The sequence below is a fragment of the Sphingomonas radicis genome, from assembly GCF_051400635.1.
Lineage (GTDB): Bacteria > Pseudomonadota > Alphaproteobacteria > Sphingomonadales > Sphingomonadaceae > Sphingomonas.
In genome coordinates this window covers 94,302-118,476 of the sequence record NZ_JBLFFG010000001.1, presented here as the reverse complement: position 1 = coordinate 118,476, position 24,175 = coordinate 94,302, and the positions used below count along the sequence as shown (strand labels likewise).

24 protein-coding genes are annotated in these 24,175 nt (G+C 67.2%); 7 read left to right on the top strand and 17 right to left on the bottom strand.

Annotated features, from left to right (window positions below):
- Position 1 precedes the first annotated feature (1 nt).
- From ACMGDH_RS00560 to ACMGDH_RS00525, 8 genes are all read right to left on the bottom strand, one after another.
- Positions 2-2,935 carry a 2-oxoglutarate dehydrogenase E1 component gene (locus ACMGDH_RS00560; RefSeq protein ID WP_436825975.1) on the bottom strand — a complete coding sequence of 978 codons (2,934 nt, stop codon included), beginning with the start codon at positions 2,933-2,935 and terminating at the stop codon, positions 2-4.
- Positions 2,936-2,995: 60 nt separating this feature from the next.
- Positions 2,996-3,880 (bottom strand): succinate--CoA ligase subunit alpha, encoded by an 885-nt coding sequence (gene sucD, locus ACMGDH_RS00555; protein ID WP_436825974.1) that lies wholly within the window; start codon positions 3,878-3,880, stop codon positions 2,996-2,998.
- A gap of 43 nt (positions 3,881-3,923) precedes the next feature.
- Entirely contained in the window at positions 3,924-4,886 is a 963-nt protein-coding gene (mdh, locus tag ACMGDH_RS00550) for a malate dehydrogenase (RefSeq protein ID WP_436825973.1), read from the bottom strand.
- 169 nt (positions 4,887-5,055) lie between these two features.
- Positions 5,056-6,900, bottom strand: a complete 1,845-nt coding sequence (locus ACMGDH_RS00545) for a glycoside hydrolase family 2 protein (protein ID WP_436825972.1) — start codon at positions 6,898-6,900, stop codon at positions 5,056-5,058.
- Positions 6,901-6,924: 24 nt separating this feature from the next.
- A complete protein-coding gene (gene zapE, locus ACMGDH_RS00540; RefSeq protein ID WP_436825971.1) occupies positions 6,925-8,037 on the bottom strand; it encodes a cell division protein ZapE in 1,113 nt (370 codons plus the stop codon).
- Between the two features lie 100 nt (positions 8,038-8,137).
- Positions 8,138-8,596, bottom strand: coding sequence for a PaaI family thioesterase (locus ACMGDH_RS00535; protein ID WP_436825970.1), 459 nt, complete (start codon positions 8,594-8,596; stop codon positions 8,138-8,140).
- Positions 8,593-9,375 carry a succinate dehydrogenase iron-sulfur subunit gene (locus tag ACMGDH_RS00530; RefSeq protein WP_436825969.1) on the bottom strand — a complete coding sequence of 261 codons (783 nt, stop codon included), beginning with the start codon at positions 9,373-9,375 and terminating at the stop codon, positions 8,593-8,595. The genes ACMGDH_RS00535 and ACMGDH_RS00530 overlap by 4 nt, the downstream gene beginning before the upstream one ends.
- Positions 9,376-9,459: 84 nt before the next feature.
- The gene (locus tag ACMGDH_RS00525; RefSeq protein WP_436825968.1) at positions 9,460-9,792 is read right to left on the bottom strand and encodes an ArsR/SmtB family transcription factor; all 333 of its coding nucleotides are present in this window, start codon (positions 9,790-9,792) and stop codon (positions 9,460-9,462) included.
- A 101-nt stretch (positions 9,793-9,893) separates the two neighbouring features.
- On the opposite strand from ACMGDH_RS00525, the gene ACMGDH_RS00520 reads away from it, so the two are divergent.
- Positions 9,894-10,637, top strand: coding sequence for an SDR family NAD(P)-dependent oxidoreductase (locus tag ACMGDH_RS00520; protein WP_436825967.1), 744 nt, complete (start codon positions 9,894-9,896; stop codon positions 10,635-10,637).
- A 25-nt stretch (positions 10,638-10,662) separates the two neighbouring features.
- On the opposite strand, the gene ACMGDH_RS00515 is transcribed toward ACMGDH_RS00520, so the two are convergent.
- From ACMGDH_RS00515 to sdhC, 6 genes are all read right to left on the bottom strand, one after another.
- Positions 10,663-11,646 (bottom strand): C13 family peptidase, encoded by a 984-nt coding sequence (locus tag ACMGDH_RS00515; RefSeq protein WP_436825966.1) that lies wholly within the window; start codon positions 11,644-11,646, stop codon positions 10,663-10,665.
- A 62-nt stretch (positions 11,647-11,708) separates the two neighbouring features.
- A complete protein-coding gene (locus tag ACMGDH_RS00510; RefSeq protein WP_436825965.1) occupies positions 11,709-12,581 on the bottom strand; it encodes a M90 metallopeptidase family protein in 873 nt (290 codons plus the stop codon).
- 63 nt (positions 12,582-12,644) lie between these two features.
- On the bottom strand, positions 12,645-13,097 hold the full coding sequence (locus ACMGDH_RS00505; protein ID WP_436825964.1) for a hypothetical protein: 453 nt from the start codon (positions 13,095-13,097) through the stop codon (positions 12,645-12,647).
- A gap of 60 nt (positions 13,098-13,157) precedes the next feature.
- Positions 13,158-14,960, bottom strand: a complete 1,803-nt coding sequence (sdhA, locus tag ACMGDH_RS00500; protein ID WP_436825963.1) for a succinate dehydrogenase flavoprotein subunit — start codon at positions 14,958-14,960, stop codon at positions 13,158-13,160.
- The gene (sdhD, locus tag ACMGDH_RS00495; protein WP_436825962.1) at positions 14,960-15,349 is read right to left on the bottom strand and encodes a succinate dehydrogenase, hydrophobic membrane anchor protein; all 390 of its coding nucleotides are present in this window, start codon (positions 15,347-15,349) and stop codon (positions 14,960-14,962) included. The genes sdhA and sdhD overlap by 1 nt, the downstream gene beginning before the upstream one ends.
- Positions 15,342-15,764 (bottom strand): succinate dehydrogenase, cytochrome b556 subunit, encoded by a 423-nt coding sequence (gene sdhC, locus ACMGDH_RS00490; RefSeq protein WP_436825961.1) that lies wholly within the window; start codon positions 15,762-15,764, stop codon positions 15,342-15,344. The genes sdhD and sdhC overlap by 8 nt, the downstream gene beginning before the upstream one ends.
- A gap of 206 nt (positions 15,765-15,970) precedes the next feature.
- On the opposite strand from sdhC, the gene ACMGDH_RS00485 reads away from it, so the two are divergent.
- The 4 genes from ACMGDH_RS00485 to ACMGDH_RS00470 all read left to right on the top strand — a co-directional run bounded on the left by ACMGDH_RS00485 (position 15,971) and on the right by ACMGDH_RS00470 (position 20,484).
- Complete coding sequence (locus ACMGDH_RS00485) at positions 15,971-17,296, top strand: methyl-accepting chemotaxis protein (protein WP_436827192.1); 1,326 nt, start codon at positions 15,971-15,973, stop codon at positions 17,294-17,296.
- An 11-nt stretch (positions 17,297-17,307) separates the two neighbouring features.
- Positions 17,308-18,675, top strand: a complete 1,368-nt coding sequence (locus tag ACMGDH_RS00480) for a methyl-accepting chemotaxis protein (RefSeq protein WP_436825960.1) — start codon at positions 17,308-17,310, stop codon at positions 18,673-18,675.
- Between the two features lie 118 nt (positions 18,676-18,793).
- A complete protein-coding gene (locus tag ACMGDH_RS00475) occupies positions 18,794-19,498 on the top strand; it encodes an SDR family NAD(P)-dependent oxidoreductase (RefSeq protein WP_436825959.1) in 705 nt (234 codons plus the stop codon).
- An 11-nt stretch (positions 19,499-19,509) separates the two neighbouring features.
- Positions 19,510-20,484, top strand: a complete 975-nt coding sequence (locus ACMGDH_RS00470; protein WP_436825958.1) for a 50S ribosomal protein L11 methyltransferase — start codon at positions 19,510-19,512, stop codon at positions 20,482-20,484.
- Between the two features lie 30 nt (positions 20,485-20,514).
- Here the strand turns inward: ACMGDH_RS00470 and phhA are convergent, their stop codons facing one another.
- Positions 20,515-21,381: a phenylalanine 4-monooxygenase gene (gene phhA, locus ACMGDH_RS00465; protein ID WP_436825957.1), complete on the bottom strand. Its 867-nt coding sequence runs from the start codon at positions 21,379-21,381 to the stop codon at positions 20,515-20,517.
- Positions 21,382-21,428: 47 nt separating this feature from the next.
- On the opposite strand from phhA, the gene ACMGDH_RS00460 reads away from it, so the two are divergent.
- Positions 21,429-22,076 carry a TIGR02117 family protein gene (locus ACMGDH_RS00460; protein WP_436825956.1) on the top strand — a complete coding sequence of 216 codons (648 nt, stop codon included), beginning with the start codon at positions 21,429-21,431 and terminating at the stop codon, positions 22,074-22,076.
- Positions 22,067-22,819 (top strand): esterase/lipase family protein, encoded by a 753-nt coding sequence (locus tag ACMGDH_RS00455; RefSeq protein ID WP_436825955.1) that lies wholly within the window; start codon positions 22,067-22,069, stop codon positions 22,817-22,819. Before ACMGDH_RS00460 ends, ACMGDH_RS00455 begins: the two co-directional genes overlap by 10 nt.
- On the opposite strand, the gene ACMGDH_RS00450 is transcribed toward ACMGDH_RS00455, so the two are convergent.
- Both ACMGDH_RS00450 and ACMGDH_RS00445 read right to left on the bottom strand, forming a co-directional pair.
- Positions 22,789-23,079 carry a hypothetical protein gene (locus ACMGDH_RS00450; RefSeq protein WP_436825954.1) on the bottom strand — a complete coding sequence of 97 codons (291 nt, stop codon included), beginning with the start codon at positions 23,077-23,079 and terminating at the stop codon, positions 22,789-22,791. The two genes, ACMGDH_RS00455 and ACMGDH_RS00450, sit on opposite strands and share 31 nt — an antisense overlap.
- Positions 23,080-23,090: 11 nt before the next feature.
- Positions 23,091-24,095 (bottom strand): glycerophosphodiester phosphodiesterase, encoded by a 1,005-nt coding sequence (locus ACMGDH_RS00445; RefSeq protein WP_436825953.1) that lies wholly within the window; start codon positions 24,093-24,095, stop codon positions 23,091-23,093.
- Positions 24,096-24,175 lie beyond the last annotated feature (80 nt).

The window sequence follows — 24,175 nt, the reverse complement described above, 5'->3', positions numbered from 1 at the left end:
ATCAAGCCTTCCGGGTACGACGGATTTCTTCGCGGACATTGTGGCCGAGCGCATCGGCGACGAGTGCCCCCTGTTCGGTGGTGTGGCGCTTCATCAGGCCGGTGGCGGGCGATGCCGCCGCGGCGCGGCCTGCGTAGCGCGGGCGCTGCGGCTTGATGCCGGCCTCGACCATGCACGCCTCGATGAAGGGTTCGACGAAGAACCAATAGCCGTTGTTCTTCGGCTCTTCCTGCGCCCAGACCACTTCCTCGACATTGGCCATGCGCTTGAGGCGCGCGGTGAGCGGCTCGCCCGGGAAGGGATAGAGCTGCTCGATCCGCACGATCGCGGTGTTCTTGTCGCCTGCCGCATCGCGTGCCTCGATCAGGTCATAGGCGACCTTGCCGGTGCACAGCACGAGACGCTTCACGTCGGCATCCGCGGGCGCGCCGGGATCCGAGAGGATCCGCATGAAGTGGCTTTCGCCCAGGAAATCCTCGGCCTTCGACACTGCCATCTTGTGGCGCAGCAGCGACTTGGGCGTCATCAGCACCAGCGGCTTGCGGAAGTTGCGGTGCATCTGGCGGCGCAGCAGGTGGAAATAGTTCGCCGGCGTAGTGACGTTGGCGACCTGCATATTGTCCTGCGCGCAGAGCTGGAGGAAACGCTCGGGGCGTGCCGAGCTGTGCTCGGGGCCCTGGCCTTCATAGCCGTGCGGCAGCAGCATCACCAGACCGTTGGCGCGCAGCCACTTGGCCTCGCCCGCGGCGATGAACTGGTCGATCATGATCTGCGCGCCATTGACGAAGTCGCCGAACTGCGCCTCCCAGAGCACCAGCGCCTTGGGATCGGCCAGCGCATAGCCATATTCGAAACCGAGCACGCCATATTCGGAGAGCGGCGAATCGAGCACTTCGAAATTGCCGTGCGGGATCGTCGACAGCGGCACGTACTTTGCCTCGGTCTTCTGGTCGACCCAGACGGCGTGGCGCTGCGAGAAGGTGCCGCGGCCTGAATCCTGGCCCGAGAGGCGAACGCCGAAGCCTTCGGAGAGCAGCGAGCCGAACGCCAGCGCCTCCCCGGTCGCCCAGTCGAAATTCGCGCCCGACTTGAACATCTCGCGCTTGGCGTCGAGCACGCGCGCGAGCGTCTTGTGGATCTCATGCCCCTCTGGAACCTCGGTCAGCGTGCGGCCGAGGCTGTCGAACAGCTTCTGTTCGATGCCGGTGTCGACGCTGCGCCGGGCAGTCTCCGCGTCGGCGGGGGCGGAGAGGCCCGACCAGCGACCGGCGAACCAGTCCGCCTTGTTGGGCAGATACGACTTGCCCGCCTCGAACTCGCCTTCGAGCAGCGTGGTGAACTGGCTGGTCTTCTCGCCGACGAATCCGTCGTCGATCACGCCCTCGGCCTTGAGCCGCGCGCCATAGACTTCGCTCACCGGCGGGTGCTGCTTGATCTTGGCGTACATCAGCGGCTGGGTGAACGAGGGCTCGTCGCCTTCGTTGTGGCCGAAGCGGCGATAGCACCACATGTCGATCACGACGTCGCGCTTGAACTTCTGACGGAACTCGATCGCGACCTTGCACGCGAAGGTCACCGCCTCGGGATCGTCGCCATTGACGTGGAGGATCGGCGCCTGGACACCCTTGGCGACGTCCGACGGATAGGGCGACGAGCGCGCGAACTGCGGGCTGGTCGTGAAGCCGATCTGGTTGTTGATGACGAAGTGGATGCAGCCGCCGGTATTGTAGCCGCGGATGCCCGAGAAGCCGAGGCATTCCCAGACGATGCCCTGGCCCGCGAAGGCGGCGTCGCCGTGGATGAGCACGGGTAGTGCCTGCTCATGCTCCGCGAGATCGCCGCGGATCGTCTGGAGCGCGCGGACCTTGCCGAGCACGACCGGATCGACGGCTTCGAGGTGCGAGGGGTTGGCGACCAGCGACATATGGACGCTGATCCCGTCGAACTCGCGGTCGGTGCTGGTGCCGAGGTGGTATTTCACGTCGCCCGAACCGCCGACATCCTCGGGGTTGGCGGTGCCGCCGGCGAACTCGTGGAAGATCACGCGGAACGGCTTGGCCATCACATTGGCGAGCACGTTGAGGCGGCCGCGGTGGGCCATGCCGTATACGATCTCGCGCACGCCCAACTGGCCGCCGTACTTGATCACCGCCTCGAGCGCGGGGATCATCGCCTCGCCGCCGTCCAGCCCGAAGCGCTTGGTGCCGACGTATTTCTTGCCGAGGAACTTTTCCCACTGCTCGGCTTCGATCACCTTGGAGAGGATCGCCTTCTTGCCGTCGGGCGTGAAGGTGATCGCCTTGTCCTTGCCCTCCATCCGCTCCTGGAGGAAGCGGCGCTCCTCGACATCGGCGATGTGCATATATTCGAGGCCGACGTTGCCGCAGTAATTGGCGCGCAGGATCTCGACGAGCTCGCGCACGCTCGCCTTCTCCAGCCCCAGCGTGCCGCCGAGATAGATCGGGCGATCGAGATCGGCGCCGGTGAAGCCGTGATATTCGGGCGTGAGGTCGGCGGGCAGCTCGTGACGCGAGAGGCCGAGCGGATCGAGGTTGGCGGCGAGGTGCCCGCGCACGCGGTAGGTGCGGATGAGCAGCATCGCGCGGATCGAATCGCCCGCGGCCTTGGCGATGTCCGCTTCGGACGCCGCCGGAGCCGCCGCCTTGGGAGCAGGTGCGCCGCCCTTGGCGGGCTTGGGCGCTGGCTCCATCTGCGTCGGGTCGAGCGCCGCGGTGAGCGCATCGGTCTCGGTCAGCGGCCAGCGCGGATTGGCCCAGCTCGGACCCGAGGCGCTGTTCTCCAGCCCCTCGAACCAAGTCCGCCAGCCCGGCTCGATCGAGCCGGGGTCGTTCTTGTAGCGGCGGTACAAAGTCTCGACGAAGGCGGGGCTCACGCCGCCGGCGATGTCGTCGAAGTCCAGGCTCTCATGGCCCATGATCAGTTCCGTTCCTGTTAGCGCTCCCATATTCCCATATAGGCGCGCGAACCCAGCAGATTACCCCTTGAGCACTTCGACGAGCGTCGAGCCGAGCTCGGACGGGCTCGCGGCGACCTTGATGCCCGCCGCTTCCATCGCCGCGATCTTGTCCTCGGCGCCGCCCTGGCCACCCGAGACGATCGCGCCGGCATGGCCCATGCGGCGGCCCGGAGGCGCGGTGCGGCCCGCGATGAAGCCGGCCATCGGCTTCTTGCGACCGCGCTTGGCCTCGTCCTTGAGGAACTGCGCCGCCTCTTCCTCGGCCGAACCGCCGATCTCGCCGATCATGATGATCGACTGGGTCGCCTCGTCCGCCAGGAACAGCTCGAGCACGTCGATGAAGTTGGTGCCGTTGACCGGATCGCCGCCGATGCCGACCGCAGTGGTCTGGCCGAGGCCCGCGTTGGTGGTCTGGAACACCGCCTCATAAGTGAGGGTGCCCGAACGCGACACGACACCGACCGAACCCTTGGAGAAGATCGAGCCCGGCATGATGCCGATCTTGCACTCGCCGGGAGTGAGCACACCGGGACAGTTCGGGCCGATCAGGCGAGTCTTGGAGCCCGAGAGCGCGCGCTTGACCTTGACCATGTCGAGCACCGGAATGCCCTCGGTGATGCACACCACCAGCGGGATCTCGGCGTCGATCGCCTCGAGGATCGAGTCGGCGGCGAAGGGCGGCGGCACGTAGATCACGCTCGCGTCGGCGCCGGTCTTCGACTTCGCTTCGGCGACGGTGTCGAACACGGGCAGGCCGATATGCTCGGTGCCGCCCTTGCCCGGCGTGACGCCGCCGACCATCTGCGTGCCATAGGCCAGCGCCTGCTGGGTATGGAACGTGCCGGTCTCGCCCGTCATGCCCTGAGTGATGACCTTGGTGTTCTTGTCGACGAGGATGCTCATGCGGGCACCTGCTCCTGTGTTGCGACGCGCGGGAAGCGCGGGATTAGTTCAGCGAAGAATCGATGCCCTTGCAGGCGACGAGCAGTTCCTTGACCGCGTCGACCGAGACCTGGAGGTTGGCCTTGGCCTCGTCGTCGAGCTCGATCTCGACGATCTGCTCGACGCCGCTCGCGCCGATGATCACCGGCACGCCGACGTACAGGTCGTCGACGCCATATTGGCCGGTCAGGTGCGCGGCGCAGGGCAGCAGGCGCTTCTGGTCGTAGAGATAGCTCTCGGCCATCGCGATCGCCGAGGTGGCGGGAGCATAGAAGGCCGAGCCGGTCTTGAGCAGACCGACGATCTCGCCGCCGCCCGAACGGGTGCGCTGGACGATCGCGTCGATGCGCTCCTTGGTCGAGCGCCCCTGCTTGATGAGGTCGGGGATCGGGATGCCGGCGACGGTCGAATACTGCACGACGGGGACCATCGTGTCGCCGTGGCCGCCGAGCACGAAGCTGTTCACTTCCTTGACCGAGACCTGGAACTCGTCGGCGAGGAAGTGGCTGAAGCGTGCCGAGTCGAGCACGCCGGCCATGCCGACGACCTTCTGGTGCGGTAGCCCCGAGAATTCGCGCAGTGCCCACACCATCGCGTCGAGCGGGTTGGTGATGCAGATCACGAACGCGTCGGGCGCGTTGGCGGCGATGCCTTCGCCGACTGCCTTCATCACCTTGAGGTTGATGCCGAGCAGGTCGTCGCGGCTCATGCCCGGCTTGCGGGCGACGCCGGCGGTGACGATGATCACATCGGCGCCCGCGATGTCGGCATAGTCGTTCGAGCCGGTGATCCTGGCATCGAAGCCCTCGACCGGGCCGCACTGGCTGAGGTCGAGTGCCTTGCCCTGGGGCACGCCTTCGACCACGTCGAACAGGACAATGTCGCCCAGGCCCTTGAGTGCTGCGAGGTGTGCGAGCGTGCCGCCGATGTTGCCGGCGCCGATCAGCGCGATCTTCTTGCGGGCCATGGAATCTCCTTAGCGTAGTCAAACCGCCGCAGACGCAGCTGTGGCGCCGTGAAATCCGGGGCGGCTTAGACCCATGATAGGAGGGTCGCAACCCGGGAATCGCTGTAGTCACACATTATCTTTGCAACTAATTCGCAACTGCAATAAGATATGCAGCGCCGCGGCCGCCTCACCTTTCGGGCGCAGCGCGGCGGCGATATTCCTCTGCCAGAACGAAGAACGCCTGCTTGCGCGCTCCGGTTTCGGAGATCAGCCCCTTGCGGTTCCACCCTTGCTGGAACACCGGGTGCTGGCGTCGCGGCGAGCGGAAGTCCTTGAGGACCCAAGGGGACATTCCCGCGAGGAAAGGCACCTTCGCAGCCATCGCCAGCGTCCGGCGATAATATTCGGCCTGATATTCCTCGCTGAACTTGTGCGGGTCGGCCACGGCGTCGCGATAGCCTGCCAGCGCGCCCGCGCCGAACTCGGAGAAGATCAGCGGCTTGGCGACCGGCGAGCGCCATTCGAGCGAGGGCAGGCTGGCGAGCGGATCGTCCGAATACCAGCCGCTATAGGTGTTCACGGCCATGACATCGAGGTCGATCACCAGCGGATCGTCGATCGTGTTGACCTTCCCCTTGCGCTTGCTGAGCAGCGCAGCGGTGACGAGGCGGCTGTCGTCGAGCGCGCGAACGTCTGCGATCAGCGTGCGCAGAAAGCTGTTGCGGGAGTCCGACACGGGAGTCTCGTTGGCGACGCTCCACAGGATGATCGACGCCCGGTTCCGATCGCGGACGATGTTCTCGCGCAGCATCTGGCGCGCCTGCATAAGCGTGGCGGGATTGTCCCAGGCGACACGCCAATAGACCGGCACTTCGCTCCACACGAGCAGGCCCAGTTCGTCGGCGAGCCGTGTGGTGACTTCGCTGTGGGGGTAGTGCGCCAGACGGACGAAATTGCCGTTCAGGCCGTACTTGACCTCGGTGAGCAGCGCGCGGGCGGCGGCGGGGGTGATCTTGCGGACCGGATTCTTGCCGATCTCTTCCTCGTGCATCGAGATGCCGCGCAGGAAGACGGGCTGACCGTTGAGCAGGATCTGCGTGCCCCGCACTTCGACGGTGCGGAAGCCGACCCGGTCGCGCAACACGTCGCTCCCCGCTTCGACGCGAATATCGTAGAGTGTCGGGCTCTCGGGCGACCAGCGTTCGAGCTCGTGCGTGGGTGCCATGCTGCCCCGCCAGATACCCTTGGCATCGGTGACGCCGTCGATATGACCGACGCCCTCGATCCGCACGCGCACGTCGCGGCCGGCGGCGTTGAGGCCGTCGAGCCGGACATCGGCATAGATACGGCCGTCCTTGCCGAGGCGGATCCAGGTGTCGTCGACGAAGGTCTCGGGAACGGTGACGAGCGTCACCGAGCGGGTGATCCCGCCATAGGTCTCCCAGTCCGTGACCGGCGGAGGCACATCGGCGTCGGTGCGCGCCGAATCGACACCGACGGTGATCTGATTGCTACCGGGGCGGAGCAGCTTGGTCACGTCGAAGGCGAAGGGTGTGAAGCCGCCCGTGTGGCGGCCGACGTGTTTGCCGTTGAGATAGACTTCGGCGGCATGGTCGGCGCTACCGAAGCGCAGGAAGACGCGCTTGCCCGCATCGGGAGCAGGGGTGAGGAAGGTCCGCTGGTACCAGACGAGGCCCTGATAATAGCGCATCTCCGGGGCATGGCCGATCCACGAGCCGGGCAGCTGGACCATCGGCGAACGCTGCATGTCGAACTCGAACAGCGCGCGCGGGTCCTTGGCTGCGACTTCGGCCTGGACGGTATCCTGCCAGCGCTGGGTGCTCGGGTTCGGCGGTCCGCCGTGGAAGCCGGAGACGCCGTCGCGGAAGGGGTCGACCGACCAGTGCCAGCCACCGTCGAGGCTCTGGTGGTCACGCAGGTCGGCGGCAGTGAGCACCGCCTGGGCGGCGGCGGGGGACGAAACGAGCAGCGCGAGCAATGCGAGCACCAGCCCGCGACATATCCGGATCATGGTCTCTCCCTCTTCAGCTCCAGCCTAACGTTCGCCGTGGCCCTCTGCCAGATACTCGTCGGAGGCCATTTCATGGAGGCGCGACACGGTGCGCTGGAACTCGAAGGCGCCGTCGCCGGCGGTGTAGAGCTCGTCCGGCACCGCGTCGGCGGCGGCGAGGAGCTTGACGCGGTTCTCGTAGAGCGCGTCGATCAGGGTCACGAAGCGCGCCGCCTCGTTGCGATTATCGGGGCCGAGGCGCGGGATGCCGACAAGGATCACCGTGTGGAAACGGTGCGCGATCGCCAGATAGTCGGAGGCGCCGCGGGCTTCGCCGCACAGCCGCTTGAACGAGAAGACCGCCACACCTTTGAGGCATTTGGGGACATGGACTTCTCGCCCGCCCTTGACGGGCAAGTCGCAAGAGGGGACCTTGGTGCGGTCCTCTACGGGATAGTCGGTGAGGCGGAAGAAGGCGGCGGAAAGCGCTGCGGTCGCCTCGGGCCCGTTGGGCACCAGCCAGGTATCCATGCTTCCCAGCCGGTCGAGCCGATAATCGACCGGGCCGTTGAGCGCGACCACGTCCATCCGCTCCTCGATCAGGGCGATGAAGGGGAGGAAGAGCTGGCGGTTGAGCCCGTCCTTGTAGAGGTCTTTCGGCGGGCGGTTCGAAGTGGCGACGACGGTGAGGCCGTGGCCCATCATCTCGGTGAACAGCCGCGAGAGGATCATGGCATCGGCGGGGTTGTTGACCACCATCTCGTCGAAGGCGAGCAGGCGAATATCCTCGACCATCGCCTCGGCGACGGCGACCACGGGATCGGCGGTGTCCTTCTGCCGCTCGACGTTCAGCCGCTCGTGCACTTCGAGCATGAACTCGTGGAAATGGACGCGGCGCTTGCGGCGGATGTCGACGCATTCGAACAGCAGGTCCATCAGCATCGACTTGCCGCGGCCGACGTCGCCCCAGAGATAGATGCCGCGCGGCGGCTCGGGAGCGCGGCCGAGTGCGCGCCAGAGGATGCTGCCCTTCCTGGGTACCACTTCGAGTTCGGCGGCGAGGCGGTCGAGCCGTTCGGCGGCGGCGCGCTGTTCTGCGTCCGGACGAAGCTCGCCCCCGGCGACCAGCGCCTCGTAACTGGCGAGGACCTTGCTCATCCCCCCCACCGTTTGTGCTGAGCTTGTCGAAGCACCCTGTCTGGCGACGCGATCGAGGGGAGGCGCCCTTCGACAGGCTCAGGGCGAACGGAAAGGGGCGTCATCTCGCGCCCGGTTTCCGCACCGTGCCCGCGAAGCTGGCAACCGTGCCGTGCGACTGGACGATCAGGCCGCGCAGGAACAGCATCCGCCCGGTCTCGCGCAGCAACTCGACCTTGGCCTCGAGCGGTTCGCCCAGGGCGCCGCCGGCGATGAACTGGACCGACAAATCGACGGTGGAGGCGGGCCCGGCGGTCAGCACGCCGAAGCCGCGCGCTGCGGCGAACAGGACCACGTCAATGAAGCCGAGCAGCGCGCCGCCATGGACCTGTTCGCGCAGGTTCGAGTGCCGCACCTCCGGCCCCATGCGGACCCGGACGATCTCGCCCTCGGGACGGACGCGGATCGGGCCGAGGAAGCCGTTGAAGCGGTGCGCGGCGTCCCTGAGCTCCCAGCGTTTCCAGCCCGGAAGCTCGGGGTCGTCCTCGTAACGGAAATGCGCCTCGGCCGGCTCGCTCAAAGCGTGCGCTCGGCTTCCATCTTCTTGATCTCGGCGATCGCCTTGGCGGGGTTGAGACCCTTGGGGCACACGTTCGCGCAGTTCATGATCGTGTGGCAGCGATAGAGGCGGAACGGATCTTCGAGCTGGTCGAGCCGCTCGCCAGTCATCTCGTCACGGCTGTCGGCGAGCCAGCGATAGGCTTGGAGCAGGATCGCCGGGCCGAGAAAGCGATCGGAGTTCCACCAGTAGCTCGGGCACGACGTCGAGCAGCAGGCGCACAGAATGCACTCGTAGAGGCCATCGAGCTTCTCGCGCTGCTCGGGGCTCTGCAGCCGTTCCTTGCCCGAGGGCGTGGTGGAGACGGTCTGGAGCCAAGGCTTGATCGACGAATATTGCGCGTAGAAGTGCGTGAAGTCGGGGACTAGGTCCTTGATCACGTCCATGTGCGGCAGCGGCGTGATGCGGATGTCGCCCTTGATGTCCTCGATCGCCGTGGTGCAGGCGAGGCCGTTGCGCCCGTCCATGTTCATCGAGCAGGAGCCGCAGATGCCCTCGCGGCATGAGCGGCGGAAGGTGAGCGTCGAATCCTGCTCGGACTTGATCTTGATCAGCGCGTCGAGGACCATCGGACCGCATTCGTCGAGATCGATCTCGAAGCTATCGTAGCGCGGGTTCTCGCCCGAATCCGGATCGTAGCGATAGATCTTGAACTTCTTGACGCGCGTGGCGCCCGGATCCGCCTTGTGTTCCTTGCCCTTGGTGATGCGGCTGTTCTTGGGCAGGCGAAATTCGGCCATTCCTGAGAGTCCTCGAGACACGGTGTTCGCTGCGCGGGCTATGCCTTTCGCAAACGCAGTGCAACCCCGTACGATGCGCAAGCGTCAGGCTTTGTTGGCGAGCACCGAATCGAGAAGACCGGGAAAGCGCGCGTCGAAATCGGCACGGCGGAGGCTATTGATACGCTCGCGCCCCTCCACGGAGGTTTCGACAAGCCCCGCGGCACGCAGCACGTTCAGATGGTTGGAGATCGTGCTCTTGGGGATGCCTTGCGCGCAGGCGGTGCTGGCGTTGAGGCACGGGCACTCGACCAAGCGCGCCACGATGTCGAGGCGCGCGGGATCGGCCAGCGCGTGCAGCGCCGCGGCCAGGCTCACGTCCTTCAGGTCCGGGTGCACCAATCGATCCATGGTACCGATATAAGAATAGTTCGCCATTTCCATAGTTCGGAAATCTTGAACTATCTTTGCGACCTCCCAGATCTGCGTTCGTCCCGGCAGCCGGCGAAGCGACCGGCTGGGGACCGGAGAATCGGAACATGTCAAAGAAATTGGCAGGCAAGCGTGCGCTGGTGACGGGTGGATCGCGCGGTATCGGCGCGGCGATCGCCCGGCGGCTGGCCGCAGACGGTGCCGATGTCGTCATTACCTATGCCGGCAATCACGACGGAGCGAAGGCCAGCGTCGCTGCGATCGAGGCGGAAGGCGTGAAGGGCCAGGCGATCCAGGCCGACGCGGCCGACCCTGCGGCCGTGAAAGCAGCGGTGGACCAGGCCGCGGCTGCGCTGGGCGGGATCGACATCCTCGTCCACAACGCCGGCGTTGCCGAACTCGCGCCGTTAGGACCCGAATCGCTCGAAAGCTATCGTCGCGTCTTCGGAGTCAATGTCGAAGGGGTGCTGGCGGGAACGGTCGCCGCGTTGCCGCATCTGAGCGACGGCGCGCGCGTGATCCTCGTCAGTTCGGTGAGCGGCTTCACGGCGGGCTTTGCCGGGAACAGCGTCTATGGCGCGAGCAAGGCCGCGGCGTCGATGTTCGCCAAGGCCTGGGCGCATGACCTGGCCCCGCGCGGCATCCTGGTGAATGCGATCCAGCCCGGGCCGGTCGGCACCGACATGAACCCCGACGATGGCGAGTTCGCCGACCAGATCCGGGCGCTGACCGTGCTGAAGCGCTATGGTCGCCCCGAAGAGATTGCCGGCGTCGCATCGTTCCTGGCGAGCGACGATGCGTCGTACATCACCGGCGCAACGATCGACGTTGGCGGCGGAATCTTCGTCTGACGCTCGGCATCGGCGCGCGTCCCGATCAGCGCTTGAGTGCGTCGGTAGCGGGCGCGCCCACCGGGGCCGTCGCCACTTTGGGGATGCGCGCTTCGAGCGGGGCGAGCCAGGTGGCGGCTTCGGCGCCGATCGCCAGCTGGGGGTTGGAGGGGGTGAGGCCGTTTTCCGTTTCCCAGCCGGTGATCCGGTCGCGCGCCTCGCTTGCTGCGGCTTCGAGCGGCTGGGGCTTGCGCAATGCGTGATTGATCAGCGCGTCGCCGAAGAAGGTCCAGTCGTTCTCGGCGCGGCAGCCGAACGAGGGGCGGTCGGACGCCGCGGCGGTGACCAATGCGGTGCGCGCGTCGGCGAGCACCGGCACGAAGACCCCCGAATAGCAGGCCGACAGGATCAGCAGCCGGTTGCGGATGCCGAGCTCGTCGAGGATCGCGGCGAGGCGCGCGGGCGAGAGCAGGCCATAGCCCTGATCGCCGTCGTGATAGGCGAGCCCCACCTGCGCGCCGTGGCTGGTGGCGTAGAGAACGAGCACATCCTGCTCACGGTCCATCCGCTCGGCGACGCGGGCGAGCGCGAGCGTGAGCGATTCGAGGCTGCCGTTGGCAAGCGGCGGTGCACCCCGGCCGGTGCTGCCGGCGAGGACCAGTGTGCGTCCTGTGGCATCGTAGCGGCGCGCGAGGATGTTACCCGCCTCGCGCGCTTCGCGGGCGAAGACAGGATCGCTGTCGAGCGCGACCGACACGACATAGGCATCGACCAGCTTGGCCCGCTGCGGCGCGATCGCATCGAGCGCGCGGGCGAGCCGCTGTCGATCGGCGAGCAGCCATCGGGCCGAGCGGCCCTGCTCGAGCTGAGGGCCGAGCGCGAGCGTCTCGGCGGCGCGCGGGTCGGCTTCGGCGAAGAGCCGGGGCCAGTCCTTGCTGTGCTGGGGAGCGGCGTCCGACTGGGCGGCGGCGGGCACTGCGAGCGCGAGCGCGACGCAGGTCGGGACGAACCAATGGAACGGAAAACGCATCGACTGCCCCCCGCTGTTCGCGGGCCAGTCTCAATGCTGCAGAAGCGAAGTCAAGCGCGACTTCAGCACACCTCGGCGGTGCTTTCCGGGAGCGGGCCGGGCGGCACGCGCGCGGGGTGGCGGTGGAACGCGTCGGCCTCGATGCGGTGGCGGTTGCCATGGACCCTGGCGAGCGCGGCGTAGAGCGCGGGATCATAAGCCGCGAGATCGGCGGCGGAGAGGATCGAGCGCCCGTCTACGCGGACCAGCACGCCGGTCTCGAACCAGAGCTGGGTACCGATCGCCCAGTACTCCTCCGCCGAGACCGCGGCATATTCGCCGCGCCAGCGCCCGGCGGCGAGCGCGTCGCGATACGCGCGCTCGACCTCTCCGAACAGCTCCGGATCGCGCTTCGCTGCCGCGCGGAGGATCGCATGCGCGAATTCATGGACGAGGACGTTCTGGCCGAAATAGCGCGTGCCGGGGATGCCGAGCAGATTCTCCGCGCCGACGCTGGTGAGCGTGCCTCCCATCCCGCGGGCGCGCGCGTTCCAATAGTCGCGGTCGCTGAGACGGCCGATGCGTTCGTCATAATGTTTGCGCTCGCAGGGCGAGAGCCGGGGATCGTCGCGCGCGGGCTTCTTCCAGTGGCGCTGCTCGGGCAGGTCGAGCGTGCCCTCGTCCTCGGCCATCACTGCGACGCGGGTGCCCTCGACGACGAGCTGGGCGCGGAGGTCGGGCCGATGCTCGAGCATCGCGTTCACGATGTCGCGCGCGCGGACCAGCGCGTCGGGCTGGACCCAGCGCGATGAGACGATCGGGATACCATCGGCGTCGAGATAGCGGGTATAGAAGGGGTCGAGGCGGAGCGCAGGCGGCGGTGGGGGCGCGGGCGGTGTCCGTAGCGGCACCGGGGTGCAGGCCTCGAGGGCAAGGAGCGCGAGTGCGAAACGCATGGTGCACCGTCTCTTCGATGGGAATGAAGTCAAGCGGGCGGCGAACCGACTTGAAGCGGCCGATTAACGACTCTCGGGAGCCCGGCGGCGCTCGTCGATGGCGGTCACCAACGTGTCGAAATCGTCGTGACTGGGCAGCATCGAGCGGTTGATTGTCAGTTTGCCGGCATTGTGACGGATAATCAGAAGTCGCTGCGATTTGATCTGCATGATTTGGAGATCGGTGATGGTCGACAGTGGCACAATGGAGAGTGCGTTGCCGAACGCGCTCTTTGGTGCGGTGATTGCGTGCGCGTCGAGCACCACCTCCTGCATTGCTCCGAACGCACGCACAAGACCGATCAGCGCGGCGAGCACGAACAGCCCCGAGATTCCGGTTAGAACCCAGTAGAAGGTAGTCGCATTATCAGGGCTTAACGTGATGACGCCGTTTAGGATAAGCCCGCGATCGTTGCCCGAAGCGGTGTTACCGAGCGTCGCTGCGCATCCGGCGAAAAACAGGCCTGCCAGCGCCATTACCCATGCCTTGGGTTTATACTCGTAGCGCAGTGTCCCCATATGCAGCCCCCCGGCAATTCAATACACCCGCTTCTTCGGCTTGATGTATTCGATCTCGTCGGTGAGCGTATAGTCGTGTACCGGGCGGTAGTCGATCGCCACGCCGCCGCCCTTGCCGCCCCAGCCATCGAAGGTGGCGACGGTGTGCTTCATCCAGTTGGCGTCGTCGCGCTCGGGGAAGTCCTCGTGCATGTGCGCGCCGCGGCTTTCCTTGCGGTTGGCGGCGCACTGGATCGTCACCACGGCCTGGCCGATCAGATTGTCGAGCTCGAGCGTCTCGACCAGATCGGTGTTCCAGATCAGCGAGCGATCGGTGATGCCGACGTCCTGGAAGCCCTGATAGACTGCGTCCATGTGCGTGACGCCCTCGGCGAGCAGCGCGCTGTCGCGGAACACGGCGCAGTGGCGCTGCATCGTCTTCTGCATGTCGGCGCGGATCTGCGCGGTGGGCCTTTCGCCCTTGGCGTTGCGGAAATGGTCGAGCCGGGTGAGCGCCTGCTCCTCCGATCCCTTGGGCAGCGCGTTGTGCGGCGTGCCTGGCTTGAGCAGCTCCTTGAGGCGCAGGCCGGTGGCGCGGCCGAACACGACGAGGTCGATGAGGCTATTGGAGCCGAGGCGGTTGGCGCCGTGGACCGAAACGCAGGCGGCCTCGCCGACCGCGAATAGGCCGGGGACGACGCTGTCCGGGTTGCCGTCCTTAATGTGGACGACTTCGCCGTGATAGTTCGTCGGGATACCGCCCATGTTGTAGTGCACGGTCGGGACCACCGGCAGCGGCTGGCGGGTCAGGTCGACGCCCGCGAAGATCTTGCCGGTCTCGGTGATGCCCGGAAGCCGCTCGTGCAGGATCTTGGGATCGATGTGGTTGAGGTGAAGGAAGATGTGATCCTTCTCCTTGCCCACGCCGCGTCCCTCGCGGATCTCCATCGCCATCGAGCGCGCGACGACGTCGCGGCTGGCGAGGTCCTTGGCCGAGGGGGCATAGCGCTCCATGAAGCGCTCGCCCTCGGAGTTGGTGAGATAGCCGCCTTCGCCGCGCGCACCTTCGGTGATCAGCACGCCGGCGCCATAGATGCCGGTCGGGTGGAACTGGACGAATTCCATGTCCTGCAGTGCGATTCCGGCTCGGAGTGCCATGCCGTTGCCGTCGCCGGTGCAGGTGTGCGCCGAAGTGGCGGACTGGTAGACGCGGCCGCCGCCGCCGGTGGCGAGCACCACGGCGTGGCTGCGGAAGCGGTGGATCGAGCCGTCTTCCATGCACAGCGCGATCACCCCGCGGCAAGCGCCGTTCTCCATGATCAGGTCGAGGGCGAAATATTCGACGTAGAAGTCGGCGTCGTACTTCAGGCTCTGCTGGTAGAGCGCGTGGAGCATCGCGTGACCGGTGCGGTCGGCCGCGGCGCAGGTGCGCTGCACGGGCGGGCCTTCGCCCATGTTCTGCATGTGGCCGCCGAACGGGCGCTGATAGATCGTGCCGTTCTCGTTGCGGCTGAACGGCACGCCGGCGTGCTCGAGCTCATAGACCGCCTGCGGTGCCTCACGCACCATATACTCGATCGCGTCCTGGTCGCCGAGCCAGTCCGATCCCTTGACGGTGTCGAACATGTGCCACGACCAATGGTCGGGGCTGTTGTTGCCCAGGCTCGCGGCGATGCCGCCCTGCGCGGCGACGGTGTGCGAGCGCGTCGGGAACACCTTGGTGATGCACGCGGTCTTGAGGCCGGCCTCGGCGCAGCCCATCGTTGCGCGCAGGCCCGATCCGCCGGCGCCGACGACGACGGCGTCGTAAGTGTGGTCGATGATCTTGTAGGCGGCAGGCATCAGGCGGCGGCTCCGGCCGTGAAGGCGATCTTGAGGATCGAGAAGATCGCGAACGTCGCGGCCGCGATCGTGAAATATTTGAGGAGGAGCACGAGCACGAAGCGCGTCTCGTCGTGCTGATAATCCTCGATCACGACCGTCAGGCCGTGATGGAAGTGGTAGAAGACGCTGACGACGAGCAGGATCAGCGGCACTGCGACCAGCGGCTGCTCGATCCAGCCGACCAGAGTCGCATGGTCATAGGCCGGCAGCAGCGCGAGCGAGAGCAGGAACCACAGGACGAGGATCAGGTTCGATCCCGCGCTGATCTTGTGGTGCCACCAGCCATGCGCGCCTTCGTGCGCCGAGCCGAGGCCGCGCACGCGGCCGATGCTGGTGCCTTCACCCATTGCTCTTCTCCAGAAGATAGACCCAGAAGGCCGCGGTGGCGACGACCGAGAAAAGGAAGGTCGTGAGCGCGGTGCGCTTGTTGCCGCGGAGCTCGAAGTTCGCGCCTGCATCCAGGAACAGGTGGCGCACGCCCGAGGCCATGTGCTGGAAGAAGCTGAGCGTGAGGCCCACACCGACGATCCAGCCGGCGATGTTGAGCGCGCCGGACTTGAGCGTGAACAGGTCGAGGAACGCTGTATAGGCGGCGGGGCCGGACGCCAGCGCCGAGAGCCACCAGACGAACAGGATGGTGCCGACGGTCGCCATGCCGCTGCCGGTGGCGCGGTGGACGATCGAGACCGTCATGGCGGGTCCCCATTTCCAGATCGAGAGATGCGGCGACAGCGGTCGCGCGGGGTTGCGGACGTTGGCCAAGAAACTTCCTTTCGGGTCGACGCCGCTTCCTTAGTCAGCGCGCCGCGGGATGCAAGCACAACGCGGAGTCTGCGCTGGCTAACCCCCCCTTAACCAGTTGCGCGCATAGGAAGTTGAGAAATGCCGCGTCTGATGCGCGGCGGCACAAGGGGGATTCCTTAGTGACGATTGTGGCTTCGACCAGGGACCTGCCGGCTGCGGGCGCGATGAGCGCGCGGATCGACGTGGCCGCACGGCTGCGGGTATTCGATTTCGACGGGACGCTACTTCGATCGAGCCGCGAGGTGTGGGCGGTGCTCGAGCCCGAGGCGCGCGCGGTTTCCGAAGCCTATTGGCAGCAGTGGCAGCGCTGCTTCTCGAACGAGCACAATTGGGCGCCCGAAGACACCGGCAAGATGATCGAGGTCGGGGTCGTATTCCTGCGCAACCGCTTCATGGACACCTCGGGGCGCGCCTGGATCGAATCGGTCGAGCGCTCGGTCGCGGCGGCCTATGCGGCAGATGTGCCGCCGATGGCGCTGCTGTCGATGATCAGCGCCAGCGACCGCGCGGCGCTGAAGGTGCTGACCAGCCGTGTCGAGCGCGACGATCCGCGGCTTACCGGACTGATCGACACGCTCATGCGGCTGTCGGCGCTCGAAGGCGATATCACGGTCGAGATATATGGCATGTACCGCGAGCACAGCGCCCAGGCGGCGCGCGACCGGCTCGCGGCCGACTTCCACGATTCGATCGGCGCGACGATCGAGCGCGCATCGCGCGAGGGCGACCAGCTACGCGTCCAGGCGGTCCACACCTCGGCTTCGGCGCGGGGGATGCTGGGCAAGGCGAGCGAAGTCGCGGCGGCGGCGGAGCAATCGGCAGTGGCGATGCGCGAGGCGGCGCAGACCGCGGCGGGGCTGATCCGGGCGATCGAGGAAGCGCGCACCGAGGTGGAGGCCGCGGCCGACATCGCGACGCGCGCGTCGAGCCAGGCAGGTGCGGCAGTGGGGATGAGCGAAATGCTCAGCGACCACGCCAAGTCGATCGAATCGATCCTGAGCCTGATCCGCGACATTGCCGGCCAGACCAATTTGCTGGCGCTCAACGCGACGATCGAGGCGGCGCGTGCAGGCGATGCCGGGCGCGGCTTCGCGGTGGTGGCGCAGGAAGTGAAGAGCCTGGCCAATCAGACCGCGCGGGCGACCGACGACATCGCGGCGCAGATCGCGGCGATCCAGTCGGCGACCAAGTCGACGGTGGAGACCAACGCCTCGATCCGCTCGACGGTGACTGAAGTGCAGGAAAGCGCCGACCGCATCCGCAGCGCGATGGAGGTCCAGGCGCAGACGGTGACGGCCATCACCGCGGCGGTGGACGAGACGGCGCTTGCAGCCGATTCGATGTCCGCCACGATCGGTGCGATCCGCGAGGATACCGAGACGGTGGCGAGCGAGATCGACCGCGTCGGCCAGGGTTTTGCGGCACTCGACAGTCAGCTCGGCGCGCTCAAGGGCAGCGCCGGCGACTTCATTGCCAAAGTGGCCGCATAGGAGAGGGGCAAATGGCATCCGACCGCGAACCGGGGCGCTGGACGGGGAACTCCCGTTCCTTCGCCGAGCATATCGCCGAATATGACTGGGACGGGCAGATCGGCCCGGCCTGTGCCGAGATCGCCGCGCTGATCGAGGGGCATCACGAGGCGATAGCCCGTGCCTTCTGGGATCATTATCTGACGCTCCCGGCGACCGAACGGCTGAAATCGCTGCTCGCCGACGCGCGCCAGTTCGCCGAGCAGCTCGCCAGCAGCGAGCGCTATGCGCGCGCCAAATACGCCGATCCGCTGGGCGAGGAATGGGTGCGCATGGCGTTCGAGCACGCCGCCAATGCCGATCGCGTCCACATCCCGCTGACCGCCACCTTCGCGGCGCTGGCGCATGCGCATTCGGCGACGACCCGGCTGCTCGCCGAGAAGCTGGCGGGCGACACGGCGCGGTTCGCGCGGCTCGCCGACGTGGTGCAGCGGCTGTCGATGATCGAGGCCGATCTGATGGCGACGCACCTCGGCGCGCGCGACCTGGCCGAGGCAGGCGCGGTGCGGCAGCAGCAATCGGTGCAGTTCCAGGCGAGCATCGCCCAGTCGATCCAGACCGCGACCGAAGCGGGCAATCGCATCCGCGTCCAGGCGCAGGGTGCGTCGAGCTCGGCGCGGGGGATGCTGGGCAAGGCGAGCGAAGTCGCGGCGGCGGCGGAGCAATCGGCAGTGGCGATGCGCGAGGCGGCGCAGACCGCGGCGGGGCTGATCCGGGCGATCGAGGAAGCGCGCACCGAGGTGGAGGCCGCGGCCGACATCGCGACGCGCGCGTCGAGCCAGGCAGGTGCGGCAGTGGGGATGAGCGAAATGCTCAGCGACCACGCCAAGTCGATCGAATCGATCCTGAGCCTGATCCGCGACATTGCCGGCCAGACCAATTTGCTGGCGCTCAACGCGACGATCGAGGCGGCGCGTGCAGGCGATGCCGGGCGCGGCTTCGCGGTGGTGGCGCAGGAAGTGAAGAGCCTGGCCAATCAGACCGCGCGGGCGACCGACGACATCGCGGCGCAGATCGCGGCGATCCAGTCGGCGACCAAGTCGACGGTGGAGACCAACGCCTCGATCCGCTCGACGGTGACTGAAGTGCAGGAAAGCGCCGACCGCATCCGCAGCGCGATGGAGGTCCAGGCGCAGACGGTGACGGCCATCACCGCGGCGGTGGACGAGACGGCGCTTGCAGCCGATTCGATGTCCGCCACGATCGGTGCGATCCGCGAGGATACCAAGATGGTGACGAGCGAGATCGACACGCTCCAGCGCGATGTTGCCGAGGTCGACGACCGGCTCCACCAGCTGCGCGAAGCGGCGGACAATTTCTCGGCTTCGGTGGCGGCCTGAGTTCCAGACGTCATCCCGGCGAAAGCCGGGATCTCGTTCCACGAGCCGTGCGCCGGCGTCCTGAGATCCCGGCTTTCGCCGGGATGACGAACTGCGCGGCTTGCCTTAGGGAGCGGGAATGAGCCAGACTCACATCCTCCTCACCGGCAGCAGCCGCGGGATCGGCGCGGCGATCGCGCGCGCGCTCGACCGGCCGGGAGTTCGGCTGGTCGGCCAGGCTACCCGCAGCGGCATCGCCGCCGATTTCACCGATCCGGCCGCACCCGCTCAACTGTGGGAGAAGGCGCTGGCTGCGCTCGACGGCCGCATCGACGTGCTGATCAACAATGCCGGCATCTTCGAAGCTGCGCCGCTCGACCTCGACCATGACGACTGGGTCGAGGCTTGGGAGCGCACGATGCGCGTCAATCTCACCGCATCCGCCGAGCTCTGCCGGCTCGCGGTGCGGCACTGGCAGGCGGAAGGGCGCCCGGGCCGCATCGTCAACGTCGCGAGCCGCGCCGCCTATCGCGGCGACAGCCCGGCGCACTGGCATTATGCCGCATCCAAGGCAGGCATGGTCGGCATGACCAAGAGCATCGGGCGCGGCTATGCGGCGCAGGGCATTCTCGCCTTCGCGATCTGCCCCGGCTTCACGATGACCGGGATGGCCGACGATTATCTGGCGAGCCGCGGCGGCGAGAAGCTGCTGGCGGACATCCCGCTCGGCCGCGTCGCCGATCCCGAGGAGGTCGCCGTCCTCGCCCGCTTCTGCGCACTCGAAGCGCCGCCATCGATGACCGGCGCGGTGCTCGACATCAACGGAGCCAGCTATGTCCGATAAGGGGGATTGAGATGGCGAGCTGGAAGCTGACTTTGCCGTGCACGCGCGCCGAGGCGGAGGCGATCGAAGCCGATGCGCTGGGGCTGCTGGGGATCGAGCCCACGCCCGTGCTGATGACGAGTGAGCGGATCGAGGACGATCCCGAGAGCTGGCAACTCGACGCCTATTTCGATTCGAAGCCCAACAGCGCGGCGCTCCAGGCGGTGGCGGAGCTGGTGCCGAGCGCGGCGGGGGCCAAGCTCGCGGCCGAGCGCATCCGCGACGCCGATTGGGTGACGCTGAGCCAGGCGGGGATCGAGCCGGTGCACGCCGGGCGCTTCTACGTCCATACCAGCACCAACAAGGGCGTGGTGCCCGCCGGGGCGAAAGCCTTCCAGATCGATGCCAGCGTGGCGTTCGGCACGGGCACGCACGAGACCACCTCGGGCTGCCTGCTAGCGCTCGACCGGCACAAGCAGGGCGGCGCAGTGGTGCGCAACCTGCTCGATCTGGGAACGGGCACCGGGCTGCTCGCCTTCGCGGCGCTCCATCTGTGGCCGCGCGCCTATGCGACTGCGTCGGACATCGATCCCCAGTCGATCGAAGTGACCGCTGCCAATGCGCAGGTGAACGGCGTGCCGCTGGGTGACGGCGCCGGCGAGCTGACGCTGGCGGTGGCGGCGGGGATGGATCATCCGCTGCTGCCCGGGCGCGGGCCCTATGACCTGATCATCGCCAACATCCTTGCCGGCCCGCTGATCGAACTGGCGCCGAGCGTGTGTGCGTCGCTCTCCGAGGGCGGGACGCTGATCCTCGCCGGCCTGCTGGAGGGGCAGGCCGAGGCGGTGCTGCGTGCCTATCGCCGGGAAGGCCTGCGCCCGGTGGCGCGCATCGACCGCGGCCACTGGCCGACGCTGACGCTGATCAAGCGCTATCGCTACGGCGCCCCGCGCGTCCGCCGGCCGAGCCGCGGGCGGGGCGAGGCGCCGGGGTTCGGAAGCTGGTAAATCCACTTCCCTCCCTGCAAGGGAGGGGAACTAGCCCTTGCTGTTGGCATATTCCTGCGTGCCGCGCGTGATCAGTTCGTCGTCCCGCAGGATCGCCGCCACGGGCACGTCGGGCAGCTGGAGCAGCTCCGCGTAGAGCGGCGCGAAATCGGTCTCGACCGTCACGCGCAGCAGTTCGTCGAAGCTGGGGATCACGAAATAATTCTGCTGGAAATCGTCGATCCGATATTCGGTGCGCATCACCCGCTTCATGTCGAAGGCAATGCGGTTCGGGCTGTCGCTCTCGAGCGCGAAGCGGCTCTCGGCCGAACTCGAGACGATGCCCGCGCCATAGATGCGCAGCCCCTCCGGCTCCTGCACCAGCCCGAACTCGACCGTGTACCAGTAGAGCCGGCCGAGCTGCTTCAACGCGCCCAGCTCCATAGCGCGCACTCCGCCGCGGCCATAGGCTTCGAGATAGTCTGCGAACACCGGATCGGCCAGCATCGGTACATGACCGAACACGTCGTGGAAGACGTCCGGCTCCTGGATATAGTCGAGCTGGTCGCGCCGGCGGATGAAGTTGCCCGCGACGAAGCGGCGATTGGCCATGTGATCGAAGAACACGTCGTCGGGGACCAGCCCCGGCACCGCCACCACCTGCCAGCCGGTGAGCTTCATCAGCCGCGCGCTCAGCTCCTCGAAATTGGGGATGCCCGATTCGGAGAGGCGCAGTGCATCGAGCCCCTTGAGATAGGCCTGCGACGCGCGGCCGGGGAGCAGCTTGGCCTGGCGCTCGAAGAGCAGATCCCAGGTGGCATGCTCCTCGGGCGTATAGGCGCTCCAGTTCTGCGGTATCGTCCAATCGGGTGCGGCGCCCTCCGGCGGACGCTCCAGCACATGCGTTTCCTGAGCCATGTTTATGGCATAGCATGATGCGCGATGGCCCGAAACGGGAGCAGGGATTGATCCGCTTTTTCAAGACGCTGGCGCTGTGGGCCATCGTGCTCGCCGGGCTCTGTGCGATCGCGGGAGCCGTGGGCAGCATGATTCCGGTCAACCGCGACTGGCGCCAGGCGCAGGCGGGGGTGCGCATCTATGTGATCGACAACGGCATCCACACCGATCTGGTGCTGCCGGTCTCCGCGGCAGGCAATTGGTGGGCGGATCTGGTACGGCCCGAGCATTTCGCCGATCCGGCCAGCGCAAGCGCTACGCACGTCGCCTTCGGCTGGGGCGACCGCGACTTCTACCTCAACACGCCGACCTGGTGGGACGTGAACCCGCTGCGCATCGGCAAGGCGGCGACCGGAGTGGGAGCGACGGTGATGCATGTCGAGCGAATCGCCGAGCCGCACCTGGGGCCGGACGTGCGCGCGATCGTGCTGCGTCCCGAGGAGTATCAGCGGCTGGCGACTTTCATCCGGGCGAGCTTCGGCACGGCGCGTGCGCCGGTGCGGGGCTATGGCAACGCCGATGTCTTCTACGACGGGCTGGGCCGCTACAGCCTGTTCAACACCTGCAACAACTGGACCGGCGCCGCGCTGCGCAGCGCGGGCGTGCGGATGGGTGCCTGGACACCTTTCCCGTCGGGAGTGATGCGATGGCTGTGAGGCTGCCGGTTCCCGCCTCGGCAGGTGATCCGCCGCCCCGGGGTGCGCTGCTCGCCGAATGGCCCCGGGCGGCATGGGGGCTGGCGCGGCTCGCGGCGGAGTGGCGGGGCCTGCCGCGTGCTCCAATGGGTGAGGGGCGGCCGGTGCTGCTGCTGCCCGGCCTGTTCAATTCGGATCGCTCGAACGTGGTGCTGCGCGCTTATCTGCGGCGGCTCGGCTATCGCACCTATGGCTGGGGGCTCGGGCGCAACTTCGGGGCGCGCGCGATCGGGAAGGAAGGCGAGCGGCTGATCGAGCGGATCGCCGAGATCCATGCCGAGACGCGCGAGAAGGTGACGCTGATCGGCGTATCGCTGGGCGGCATCATGGCGCGGATCGCCACGCACCGCCGCCCCGATCTGGTGCGCGAAGTGATCACGGTGAGTTCGCCCTTCGCGGGCCCGCCGACTGCCACCAACGTCTGGCGCCAGTTCGAATGGCTGACCGGCGAGAAGATCACCGACCCCGCGGTGGCGGCGCGGCTGGAGGAGGCGGCGCGGCCGCTACCGGTGCCGGCGACCGCGATCTGGAGCCGCAGCGACGGGCTGGTCAACGGGCTGATCTGCCGGGAAGCCGAGGGTTCGGCGTGCCGCGACATCGAGATCAGCAGCAGCCATTTGTTCGTGCAGATGAAGCCCGAGACGCTCCGCGCGGTGGCGGAGGTGCTGGGCGGTCAGCTCGGATCGGGATCGGAGGCCTTATAGCCGGTGTAGGGGCCGCAATTCTCGGGGTCCTTGCGGCACGCCTCCTCGTGCTTCTTGCGCTCCTCGCCCTCGCGCGCTTCCTTCTTGCGCATCTCGCGACCGTAGTTGCGGTCGGCCTCGTCCTGGCTGGTCGTGCTCCAGTCGACCGCCTGGCTGCCCGCCTTCACCGGGAGCGTCGCGACGTCCCACGCCGTCTTGGCGATGCAGCCGCCCGCGAGCAGCGGCAGCGCGGCGACGAACGGAATCAGCAGCTTGCGCATCGATAACACCTTCAGTCGGCGGGCGCGGGGGAAGCAGGGGCGCGCGCGGAGACAGCAATATAAGGAAAGTCGCTGAATACGCCATTTACGCCCAAGTCAATGAAGTAGCGAATTTCTTCGGCCAGACGGCCGTGTTCGGCCGGACTGGCGCCGCTCCGATAGGCAGGCGAGAGGAAGAAATTCTCGGCGCGGAAGGTCCAGGGGTGGACCGCGAGCCCCGCTGCATGCGCATCGGCGATCAGGCTGGTCGGCGTGCCTGATGCCGGGAGGATCATCGCCTTCTCGGGGCCGACGCCATGGGCATATTCCGCGACCGTCCTCAGCCCCTTGGGCGTCGCCATCGCCGCATAGCTGGGCGCCGCGCCGTCGGCGGGGCCACCCTTCGCGGCCATGAGCTGGATCAGCGGCACGCGCGTCATTCCCTTCAGCTTCCTGAGGTTCGCGACTTCGAACGACTGGATGAAGACAGGTGCGTCGGCGCGGTCCCAGCCTGCCTTCCTTAGTGCCGCGACCAACCGCTCCTCGATCGGCAGACCGATCGACGCGAAATAGCTCGGGTGCTTGGTCTCGGGATAGATCCCGATCGTGCGGCCGGTTTCCTTCGACGCGCGCTTGGCCAGTGCGATCACTTCTTCGAGCGTCGGAATCTCCGCCTGGCCGTCGTAGCGGGTGTTGCCGGGGCGGAACTGCGGCAGCCGCTCGCGGGCGCGCAGCGTCTTGAGCTCGGCAAGCGTGAAATCCTCGGTGAACCAGCCGGTGACTTTCTCGCCGTCGATCTTCTTGGTGGTCTTGCGATCCGCGAACTCAGGGTGCGCGGCGACGTCGGTGGTGCCCGAGATCTCGTTCTCGTGCCGCGCCACGAGCATGCCGTCCTTGGTGGGCACCAGATCGGGCTCGATGAAGTCGGCGCCCTGCTCGATCGCGAGGCTGTAGGCGAGCAAAGTGTGCTCGGGCCGCTCGCCGCTGGCGCCGCGGTGCGCGATGACGATCACGGGCGAGGAAGCGCTGGCAGGCATGGCGCGTTCTCGCACGGGCGCGCAGCCCTGCGCCAGCACCAGCACGGCAAACAGCAATGATCTTGTCGCAAAACCCGCCA

What these genes read in the sequence shown, in the direction of transcription:
- ACMGDH_RS00510 (WP_436825965.1), bottom strand. Translation starts at nt 12,581, where the DNA reads ATGCGTTTCGCACTCGCGCTCCTTGCCCTCGAGGCCTGCACCCCGGTG.
- ACMGDH_RS00475 (WP_436825959.1), top strand. Translation starts at nt 18,794, where the DNA reads ATGAGCCAGACTCACATCCTCCTCACCGGCAGCAGCCGCGGGATCGGC.
- sdhA (WP_436825963.1), bottom strand. Translation starts at nt 14,960, where the DNA reads ATGCCTGCCGCCTACAAGATCATCGACCACACTTACGACGCCGTCGTC.
- ACMGDH_RS00505 (WP_436825964.1), bottom strand. Translation starts at nt 13,097, where the DNA reads ATGGCGCTGGCAGGCCTGTTTTTCGCCGGATGCGCAGCGACGCTCGGT.
- sucD (WP_436825974.1), bottom strand. Translation starts at nt 3,880, where the DNA reads ATGAGCATCCTCGTCGACAAGAACACCAAGGTCATCACTCAGGGCATG.
- ACMGDH_RS00450 (WP_436825954.1), bottom strand. Translation starts at nt 23,079, where the DNA reads ATGCGCAAGCTGCTGATTCCGTTCGTCGCCGCGCTGCCGCTGCTCGCG.
- ACMGDH_RS00470 (WP_436825958.1), top strand. Translation starts at nt 19,510, where the DNA reads ATGGCGAGCTGGAAGCTGACTTTGCCGTGCACGCGCGCCGAGGCGGAG.
- ACMGDH_RS00560 (WP_436825975.1), bottom strand. Translation starts at nt 2,935, where the DNA reads ATGGGCCATGAGAGCCTGGACTTCGACGACATCGCCGGCGGCGTGAGC.
- ACMGDH_RS00545 (WP_436825972.1), bottom strand. Translation starts at nt 6,900, where the DNA reads ATGATCCGGATATGTCGCGGGCTGGTGCTCGCATTGCTCGCGCTGCTC.
- ACMGDH_RS00520 (WP_436825967.1), top strand. Translation starts at nt 9,894, where the DNA reads ATGTCAAAGAAATTGGCAGGCAAGCGTGCGCTGGTGACGGGTGGATCG.
- ACMGDH_RS00525 (WP_436825968.1), bottom strand. Translation starts at nt 9,792, where the DNA reads ATGGCGAACTATTCTTATATCGGTACCATGGATCGATTGGTGCACCCG.
- mdh (WP_436825973.1), bottom strand. Translation starts at nt 4,886, where the DNA reads ATGGCCCGCAAGAAGATCGCGCTGATCGGCGCCGGCAACATCGGCGGC.
- ACMGDH_RS00480 (WP_436825960.1), top strand. Translation starts at nt 17,308, where the DNA reads ATGGCATCCGACCGCGAACCGGGGCGCTGGACGGGGAACTCCCGTTCC.
- ACMGDH_RS00530 (WP_436825969.1), bottom strand. Translation starts at nt 9,375, where the DNA reads ATGGCCGAATTTCGCCTGCCCAAGAACAGCCGCATCACCAAGGGCAAG.
- sdhD (WP_436825962.1), bottom strand. Translation starts at nt 15,349, where the DNA reads ATGGGTGAAGGCACCAGCATCGGCCGCGTGCGCGGCCTCGGCTCGGCG.
- zapE (WP_436825971.1), bottom strand. Translation starts at nt 8,037, where the DNA reads ATGAGCAAGGTCCTCGCCAGTTACGAGGCGCTGGTCGCCGGGGGCGAG.
- ACMGDH_RS00485 (WP_436827192.1), top strand. Translation starts at nt 15,971, where the DNA reads ATGAGCGCGCGGATCGACGTGGCCGCACGGCTGCGGGTATTCGATTTC.
- ACMGDH_RS00455 (WP_436825955.1), top strand. Translation starts at nt 22,067, where the DNA reads ATGGCTGTGAGGCTGCCGGTTCCCGCCTCGGCAGGTGATCCGCCGCCC.
- ACMGDH_RS00515 (WP_436825966.1), bottom strand. Translation starts at nt 11,646, where the DNA reads ATGCGTTTTCCGTTCCATTGGTTCGTCCCGACCTGCGTCGCGCTCGCG.
- phhA (WP_436825957.1), bottom strand. Translation starts at nt 21,381, where the DNA reads ATGGCTCAGGAAACGCATGTGCTGGAGCGTCCGCCGGAGGGCGCCGCA.
- ACMGDH_RS00445 (WP_436825953.1), bottom strand. Translation starts at nt 24,095, where the DNA reads ATGCCTGCCAGCGCTTCCTCGCCCGTGATCGTCATCGCGCACCGCGGC.